The sequence below is a fragment of the Aminobacter sp. P4_D5 genome (genome assembly GCF_056401815.1).
Genome location: NZ_JBFUIP010000232.1, coordinates 1 through 6,620, shown reverse-complemented (window position 1 = coordinate 6,620; position 6,620 = coordinate 1). Strand labels below are relative to the sequence as shown.

7 protein-coding genes are annotated in these 6,620 nt (G+C 62.0%); all 7 read left to right on the top strand.

Annotated features, from left to right (window positions below; all coding sequences use genetic code 11):
- Positions 1–501: 501 nt before the first annotated feature.
- Positions 502–2,592 (top strand): flagellar biosynthesis protein FlhA, encoded by a 2,091-nt coding sequence (flhA, locus tag AC1DWF_RS28935; protein WP_476783203.1) that lies wholly within the window; start codon positions 502–504, stop codon positions 2,590–2,592.
- Entirely contained in the window at positions 2,589–3,341 is a 753-nt protein-coding gene (gene fliR / locus AC1DWF_RS28930) for a flagellar biosynthetic protein FliR (RefSeq protein WP_476783202.1), read from the top strand. Before flhA ends, fliR begins: the two co-directional genes overlap by 4 nt.
- Positions 3,342–3,343: 2 nt before the next feature.
- Positions 3,344–3,730 (top strand): hypothetical protein, encoded by a 387-nt coding sequence (locus tag AC1DWF_RS28925; RefSeq protein WP_476783201.1) that lies wholly within the window; start codon positions 3,344–3,346, stop codon positions 3,728–3,730.
- A 64-nt stretch (positions 3,731–3,794) separates the two neighbouring features.
- Positions 3,795–4,349: a rod-binding protein gene (locus AC1DWF_RS28920; RefSeq protein ID WP_476788223.1), complete on the top strand. Its 555-nt coding sequence runs from the start codon at positions 3,795–3,797 to the stop codon at positions 4,347–4,349.
- A 3-nt stretch (positions 4,350–4,352) separates the two neighbouring features.
- The gene (locus AC1DWF_RS28915) at positions 4,353–4,766 is read left to right on the top strand and encodes a hypothetical protein (RefSeq protein ID WP_476783199.1); all 414 of its coding nucleotides are present in this window, start codon (positions 4,353–4,355) and stop codon (positions 4,764–4,766) included.
- On the top strand, positions 4,754–5,299 hold the full coding sequence (locus tag AC1DWF_RS28910) for a hypothetical protein (protein ID WP_476783198.1): 546 nt from the start codon (positions 4,754–4,756) through the stop codon (positions 5,297–5,299). Before AC1DWF_RS28915 ends, AC1DWF_RS28910 begins: the two co-directional genes overlap by 13 nt.
- A 124-nt stretch (positions 5,300–5,423) precedes the next feature.
- Entirely contained in the window at positions 5,424–5,762 is a 339-nt protein-coding gene (locus AC1DWF_RS28905) for an SCP2 sterol-binding domain-containing protein (RefSeq protein WP_476788252.1), read from the top strand.
- Positions 5,763–6,620 lie beyond the last annotated feature (858 nt).

Below are 6,620 nucleotides of genomic sequence, written 5' to 3'. Positions count from 1 at the left end.
GGACCCCGGTGCGCACCGGGCTCGGGGGGAAGCGCCGGTGCCGGGCTGGCAGGAGGTCGGTTCTCCTGCTGGGTGATGAGCCCCCAAGCCCGGGCCTTGCGGCGGCTGGCGGTGAAAGCCGAGGCGACTGAGCGGGGCAAGAACACCGGGCGGGGCGCGAACGTCGCGCCATAAAATCATTATCGGAAGGCACGGCCTCGCGCCCCGCTTCCCGAACTACCTCCTGCAAGGGAGTGCTCTTTGACAATGGCCAGACCGGAAACGGGGCGTGGCGGTGAATAAGCTTGGCTCCTTCGCCCCGTTTACGGGGAGAAGGTGCCGGCAGGCGGATGAGGGGCGGCGCGAACTCGCAAAGGTCTGCCCTGCCCCTCACCCGGCCCTTCGGGCCACCCTCTCCCCGTAAAAGGGGCGAGGGAAAGCTCCCACCCTCGCGCAAGCTTGGCGCAATAGGGTCGATGCGTCGTGGCATTGGCTCGCGGCGGGATTCGATCGGAAGCATCAATGGCGATCAGCGAAACCATTTCGGGCGAAGGCACGGCGAACAAGAGCGGACGCGACGTCTTCTTCGCCATCGGCATCGTCATCATCCTGGCGGTGCTGTTCCTGCCGATCCCGGCTTTCCTGATCGATATCGGCCTCGCCTTCTCCATCGCGATTTCGGTGCTGATCCTGATGGTCGCATTGTGGATCCAGCGCCCGCTCGATTTCTCGTCATTCCCAACGATCCTCCTGATCGCCACGATGCTGCGGCTGTCGCTCAACATTGCCACCACACGCATGATCCTGTCGCATGGCAACGAAGGCACGCATGCCGCCGGCTACGTCATTTCGGGCTTCTCGAACCTCGTCATGTCGGGAGATTTCGTCATCGGCCTGATCGTGTTCTTGATCCTCATCGTGGTCAATTTCATCGTCATCACCAAGGGCGCGACGCGTATCGCGGAGGTTGGCGCGCGTTTCACCCTCGACGCCATTCCCGGCAAGCAGATGTCGATCGACGCCGATCTTTCCGCCGGCATGATCGACGACAAGACAGCTCAGCTGCGCCGCCGTGAACTGGAAGAAGAAAGCTCCTTCTTCGGCTCGATGGACGGTGCGTCGAAATTCGTCCGCGGCGACGCTATCGCTGGCCTGTTGATCACCGCCATCAACATCGTCGGCGGTATCGCCATCGGCTATTTCCGCCACGACATGGGCATGGGCGAAGCAGCCGACGTGTTCATCAAGCTGTCGGTCGGCGACGGCCTGGTCACCCAGATCCCCGCGCTCATCGTCTCGCTCGCCGCCGGCCTGCTCGTCTCCAAGGGCGGCACCCGTGGCTCGACCAACCAGGCGGTGTTTGGCCAGCTTGGGGCATATCCGCGCGCGCTCTACGTCGCGGCCGGCCTGCTTTTGCTGCTCGCCTTGATGCCGGGCCTGCCGATGTTCCCGTTCATTTCGCTTGCCGCCTGCATGGCAGCACTCGGTTATGTCATCCCGATGCGGCACAACCGCCGTGTCGCCGAAGCCGACGCCGAAAAGGAGCAGGTCGCAGCCGACAAGGTCGAAGAGGAAAAAAACTCGGTCAAGGCATCGCTCGCCACCGCCGAGATCGAACTCCTGATCGGCAAGCAGCTATCAACCCGCCTGCTCGCCACCCATCAGGAACTCGCCTTCCGCATGTCAAAGATGCGCAAGAAGTTCGCCACCCAATACGGCTTCGTCGTTCCCGAAGTGCGGATGACCGACGACTTCTCGATCCCGCCCAAGAGCTATCAGATCAAGATCCATGGCACCGTCGTCGCCGAATACCAGATGCGTGTCGGCGAGATCATGGTGCTGCTCGGCTCCCGCGATCTGCCCGACATTCCAGGCGAGGAAGTCCGCGAGCCGGCCTTCGGCATGCGCGCATTTTCGGTGCTTGATTCCTTCTCCGAAGATCTGAAGCGCGAACAGTTCACCTTCGCCGACAACATGTCGGTGCTGCTCACCCATCTCTCCGAAGTGATCCGCAACAACCTGCCGCAGCTTTTGTCCTACAAGGACATGAAGGCGCTGCTCGAACGCCAGGACCCCGAATACCGCAAGCTCGCCGACGAGATCTGCACCTCGCACATCACCTATCCGGGCCTGCAGGCGGCGCTCAAGCTGCTGCTTGCAGAGCGCGTGTCGATCCGCAATCTCCACCTCATCATCGAGGCCATCGCCGAAATCTCGCCGCATGTCCGCCGCACCGAGCAGATCGTCGAGCATGTCCGCATCCGCATGGCGCAGCAGATCTGCGGCGATCTGAGCGAGGGCGGCGTGCTCAAGGTGCTGCGTCTCGGCAACCGCTGGGACCTCGCCTTCCACCAGAGCCTCAAGCGCGACGCCAAGGGCGACATACGCGAGTTCGACATCGACCCGCGCCAGCTCGAGGAATTCGGCCAGGATGCATCCAAGGCGATCCGCACGCATCTCGAGACCGGCGAGCGTTTCGTCATCGTCACAGCACCCGACGCCCGGCCCTATGTCCGCATGATCATCGAACGACTGTTCCCGACACTGCCGGTGCTCAGCCATGTCGAGATCGCCAAGGGCGTCGAACTGCGCGTGCTCGGTACCGTCTCATGAATGCTGCAGCGCAGGGCTTCGTCCTTGCGGGGTTCCTCGCTTTTTGCCGCATCGGCAGTTGCTTCATGCTGATGCCCGGCATTTCGAGCGTGCGCGTGCCCATGCATGTCAGGCTGTTCGTCGCGGTCGCCGCCACCGGCGGGCTTTTGGCTCATCTGTGGGACCAGATATTTCCCTTCGTCGATCCGCGCCCCGGCGTGCTGATGCCGATGATCGCGTCCGAACTTCTGATCGGCGGCCTCATCGGCCTGATGGCCAGGCTCTACATACTGGCGCTCATGTTCATGGGCTCGGCCATCGCCATGCTCGTCGGTTTCGGCGGCGTCGGCGGCCATGCCATCGAAGAAAACGAGCCGCAGGCCCCGCTTGCCTCGATCATTTCGATCGCGGCACTGATCCTGCTCTTCGCCTTCAATTTCCACCACGAGATCATCCGCGCGCTGGTTGCCTCCTACCAGGTCGCGCCGGTCAACATGTTCTTCAATCCACAGGCCGCCCTGGTCGATGTCACCGACACGTTGTCCGAAAGCTTCATGGTGGTGCTCAGGCTCGGCAGTCCGTTCATCGCCTATGCGATCCTGGTCAACCTGACGATCGGCTTCGTCAACAAGCTGACCCCGCAGATCCCGGTCTACTTCATCTCGCTGCCCTTCGTCGTCGCTGGCGGGCTGATCCTGATGTATTTCGGTATTACGACCATGCTCAGCCTGTTTGCCGACGGTTTCGTCGACATCACTGTGGGGAGATAGCCATGGCTTCGCGCAGGGATCGCCTGAAGAAACTGGTCGTGGTGCAGGAGCAGCTCAAGGCGCTACATGAGACGCGCCATGCCGGCTTTGTCGCCCAGGCGATCGCCGCCGAAACCGAGGTGACAGCGCTGGCGCGAAGCTTCGACAGCACCGAGGGCATATCGCAGCTGTTTCCGGAACTTTATCACCGGCGCATCTCGGCGGCGATCGACAGGCAGCAGCTCAATCTCGGCCTTGCCAATGTCGAGGTCGGAAAAATCGCCACGGCCACTGCCCGCACCAACATGGTCGAGCGCGCCTATCGCGATGTGCGGCGCCAGGACGAGCGCGACAGTGCTGACCGCGAACGGCTCGAGATCATTGAAAGAAAGCCCAATGACGACAAGTAAGGTTGCCACAAGCTTGACCCGCCACAATCAGTGGTAACACAAACCCCGGAAAGGCGAGCCAGCTTTGGCCATCTCCCCACCCAGCGACATCGTTCTGGACGTTGCCAAGGCTGTCGATCCAGCCGGCATCCAGGCCGCGCGCACGGCACTCGCCAACCGTACGGCGGGTCCCGCCGGAACCTTCTCGCTCACCGAGGCCAGCGTTACCGGCGGCATCTCGCGCCAGCCCGACAAGGCATCGCCCGACGCTTCGATGAAGAAGTTCGAGGCTATGGTGCTGCAAACCTTCATCGAAAACATGATGCCGAAGAACACCGAGAGCGTGTACGGCAAGGGTATGGCCGGCGACATGTGGAAGTCTATGATGGCGGAACACCTCGCCAACCAGACGGCTGAGGCCGGCGGCATCGGCATCGCCAAAGCCGTGATGCGCGACCACTACATCCAGAACGAAAAGGCGGTGCCGGTAAGCGGCGTCTCCGGCGGCCCCGATCAAGCCGCGCTCAACGAACAAACGAGCCAAGCGACTGCGCTCATCCAGGAAATGCAGCGGAAGATGGTCCAGTCGCTTGGAAGCGACAAAGCCGCCTCCGTCACTGACACCAATCGTAGAGGATAAGATATGTCGGATCTCTCCGAATACAGGGCTAACCTTCCGGCAGTTGCCGATCTCGCCGATACCACCGCCCGGCCAGGCAATGTCGCGACCATCATCAGCCGCATCGAAGATGCAGTCGAGGAAGAAACCACCGCGATCCGCACCGACGTCCATTTTGACATCAAGGCGTCGAACGCACGCAAGAGCCGCTATCTCTATGAACTGACCCGCGCCACCAAGGGCCTGGTCGAAGGCGAGTTCCCAAGCGAGCTCAAGGTCGGCGTCGAGCGCCTGCGCGACAAGCTGGTCGCCAATGAGCGCGCCATCCTCGCCCATCTCAGCGCGGTCAGCGAAGTCGCCGCCCTGCTCCGCGACGCCATCCAGCGCTCCGAAGCGGACGGCACCTATTCGGCCAACGAATTCGGATGGGCCCGGTGATCAAGTTCATCGCGGCGGCGCTATGGATTGTCGTCGTGACCCTCGGCGCGGTCTTCTATTCGTTCCAGGCCGCCGCCAACCTGCCGGCAGATGATACAAAGCAGCCGATGCTTGGCGGCCTCGACTACGTCAAGACCGACGTGATCTCGGTGCCGCTGCTCGGTGGCGAGCGCGTGCATGGTTATTTCCTCACGCGCCTCGTCTACACCGTCGAGCCCAAGGAAGTCGCCAAGATGTCGGTGCCGATGGACGCACTGCTTGTCGATCAGGTCTATTCTTATCTCTACGGCAACCCGCAGATCGACTTCACCCAATACGACAAGCTCGACCTCGATGCTTTTCGAAACGGTATCCGTGACAGCATCAATGCACGCATCGGTTCCAAGCTGGTGCACGAAGTGATGGTCGAGCAGATCGATTTCCTGACCCCCGACGATGTCCGCGACAACGCGGTCCGCAAGCGCTCCTCAGCCGCGGACGCCGCTGCTACAGAATCCGCCAAGCCTGAAACGACCCCTGCTACGGCACACTGAAACGGCTGGCAGCCCATTCGGGCTGCCGTAGTCGCCAGTTCGCGGCGCTAATTCAACGTTGACGTAAACGTCAATTGACCGCTATAGGCAATACAGACCTGTGACGCGGGCCGGCTTTGTCCGGATTGGTCCAGGGAGGCCGGGCGCGCAGCGCCTTTCAGGAAAAGACCAGGAGAGAGCCATGAGCATTCAGGCAGTCGCAGACAAGATCAAGGCGAAGGTAGAGAGCTCCGGCTTCGACCGCTCGATCAAGTTCGACACCGGCAGCGACGGCGTCATCGTCATCGACGGCGCAACGCTTTCGACAACCGACGCACCGGCCGATTGCACCATCAAGCTGTCGCTCGACGATCTCGAGTCGCTGATCGCAGGCGATCTCAACCCGACGATGGCGTTCATGACCGGCAAGATCAAGGTTGAGGGCGACATGTCTGTCGCCATGAGCCTGAGCCAGCTGCTCTGATCGACTAACCTGAAATCATCCCATCGAAAGAGGCCCGGTGTCACAGCCGGGCCTTTTTGCATAGCAAATTACATAAGCACCACCGCGTAATGCCGCGGTAATCATTGGCGCCCACAGCGCTCCGGTCACTGAATGCGACTGGAGTATCATGTGAATCGAAATCGATTGATTGCCTTGGCTGTGACCCTATGTGCGGCGGCTCTCGCGGGCTGCATGGACGATAGTTATGGCCCGCCGCGCTGGGACGACACGCGCTATCCGCCGCGCCATGGTGGGGACTACCCGCGCTATCACCCGCGCCCACCAGTGCCACCCATGCCACCACGTCCGCCCCGCCCGCCCCGCCCGCCATTTGCCGAGCCGGTCGACTGCTCGCGCGGACCTGACCGGTACCGGCACCCCGACTGCTACGACAGTCGGCGGCCACGCCATGGCGATGACCGGTATTACATAAACGAGCAATGATGTCTGAGCGCCGTGCCTCACACGGGGCACGGCGTTTTGCAGCAATCTCCCAAAGCCCGATCTGGAGTTGAAGGTGAAACGAAGCCGCCTCGCAGCAGTGGTGACGGCAATACTCTGCGCGGCATCTCTGACTGGCTGCGCCAACGACCTGTTCGGTGCCGCAAACGACTCGAACCCACCGCGAACCTCGCGGCTGCCACGAGCACAGCCAATGATCGATTGCGCGGCAAATACTGCCATGGCGCCGTCGCCAATCTGTTTTCCACCCGCCCCAAAGGCGTGATGTCAAGGCGCCGGGATTGCTCCCGGCGCCCGATCAGGCAGCCATGCGGGCGCGTTCTGTCTTGAGCTTGCGACCGGCGGCCTTCAGCACGCCCTTGGTGCCATCGAGGG